Below are 1,947 nucleotides of genomic sequence, written 5' to 3' on the forward strand. Positions count from 1 at the left end.
GCAACCGCTGCTGCGGATCCATCGCCAACGCCTCACGCGGACTGATCCCGAAGAACCCCGGATCGAACTCCCCCGCCCCATGCAGGAAACCACCCTGCCGCGTATACGACGTCCCCGCATGATCCGGATCCGGGTGATACAACCCCTCCAGATCCCAGCCCCGATCCGACGGGAACGACGACACACCATCCCCGCCACCGGCCACCAGCCGCCACAAATCCTCCGGAGACTCCACACCCCCGGGAAAACGACAGCTCATCCCCACAATCGCGACCAGATCATCCCCGACGACCCGCCCACCAACACCCACACCAGCACCAGCACCAGCACCAGTGACAGCGGCAGCGGGAACCACAGCCTGCGCACCCTCCGGCCCCACCAACTCATCCCGCAGATACCGCGCCAGATCACCCGGCGTCGGATAATCGAACACCAACGTCGCCGGCAACCGCAGCCCCGTAACCGACCTCAAGTCATTACGCAGCTCCACCGCCGTCAACGAATCAAAACCCAACTCCTTGAACGCTCGGCCGGGTTCGACGAGATCGGCGCGGCTGTAGCCAAGCACCGCGGCGACACGTTCACATACCAGGTCGACCAGGAGCCTTTCGCGATCGACGTGCGTCAGGCCGAGGAGGCGCTGGGCGAGCGAACCGCCGTCCGCGGAGGCCTCGGGGTCACCGGCAGCCCGGCGTACCGGCGTCCGTACCAGACCGCGCAGCAGTGCCGGGACCGTCCCGGTGGCCGCGGCCTCGGCCCGCAGCGCCGCCAAGTCCAGCCGCATCGGCAGCAGCACCGCCTCGTCCACCCCCACCGCCGTGTCGAAGAGCGCCAGGCCCTCCTCCGACGACAGCGGCAGCACGCCACCCCGGGCGATGCGGCGCAGATCGACGTCATCCAGTTCGCCGGTCATGCCGCTGGCTTCGGCCCACAGACCCCACGCCAGCGCACTCGCCGGGAGCCCCTCAGCCCGACGACGCTGCGCCAGCCCCTCCAAGAACGCGTTCGCCGCCGCATAGTTGCCCTGACCGGCAGCACCGAAGACCGCCGCCGCACCCGAGAACAACACGAACGCCGACAACCCGGCATCCCGCGTCAACTCATCAAGAAGCAACGCCGCATCCACCTTCGGACGCAACACCGCATCCACCCGCTCAGGCGTCAACGACGACATCACACCGTCATCCAGCACACCCGCCGCATGCACCACAGCACACAACGGACGCTCGGCGGGTATCGAGGCCAGGAGGGAGGCCAGCGCCTCGCGATCCGCCACGTCGCAAGCGACGAGCGTCGCTTCCGCGCCCAACTCACGCAGCCCTGCGACTAGTTCTCCAGCACCGTCTGCGGCCATTCCCCGCCGGCTGGTCAGCAGGAGGTGTCGTATGCCGTGCTCGGCGACCAGATGCCGGGCCACCAAAGCACCCAACGTCCCCGTCGCACCCGTGACCAGCACCGTGCCCCCGGCACCCACAGCACCCACAGCACCCACAGCACCGAAGGACACACCTGCGCCCTCACCGGCCACCGGCACCCGCACCAGACGCGGCACCAGCACCGCACCACCACGCACCGCCAGCTCCGGCTCACCGACACCCAGCAACGCGGCATCCACCCGCACCACCGAATCATCGACATCCACCAGCACCAGCCGGCCCGGATTCTCCGACTGCGCCGACCGGAACAACCCCCGCGCCGCAGCAGCCGCCAGATCCACAACCCCCTCACCCGGAACCGCCTCCACAGCACCCCGGGTCACCAACACCAAACGGCCATCCGCAAACCGCTCATCAGCCAACCACGCCTGCACCACACCCAAAACCCGGTGCACCACACCACGCACCACACCCGCCGACACACCCGACACACCACCGCCGGCCTCACCGGACAGCGAAGCACCACACTCCACCACCACAACCGACGGCACCGACCCACCACCGTCCAAGG

Annotated in this window: 1 pseudogene; it reads right to left on the minus strand. The window is 68.6% G+C overall.

The window, feature by feature from the left end:
• Positions 1-1,927: pseudogene (locus tag ACZ5NH_RS45450) on the minus strand (type I polyketide synthase); the annotation flags it as partial.
• Positions 1,928-1,947: the final 20 nt, after the last annotated feature.

The sequence above is a fragment of the Streptomyces sp. NPDC031426 genome, from assembly GCF_055581585.1.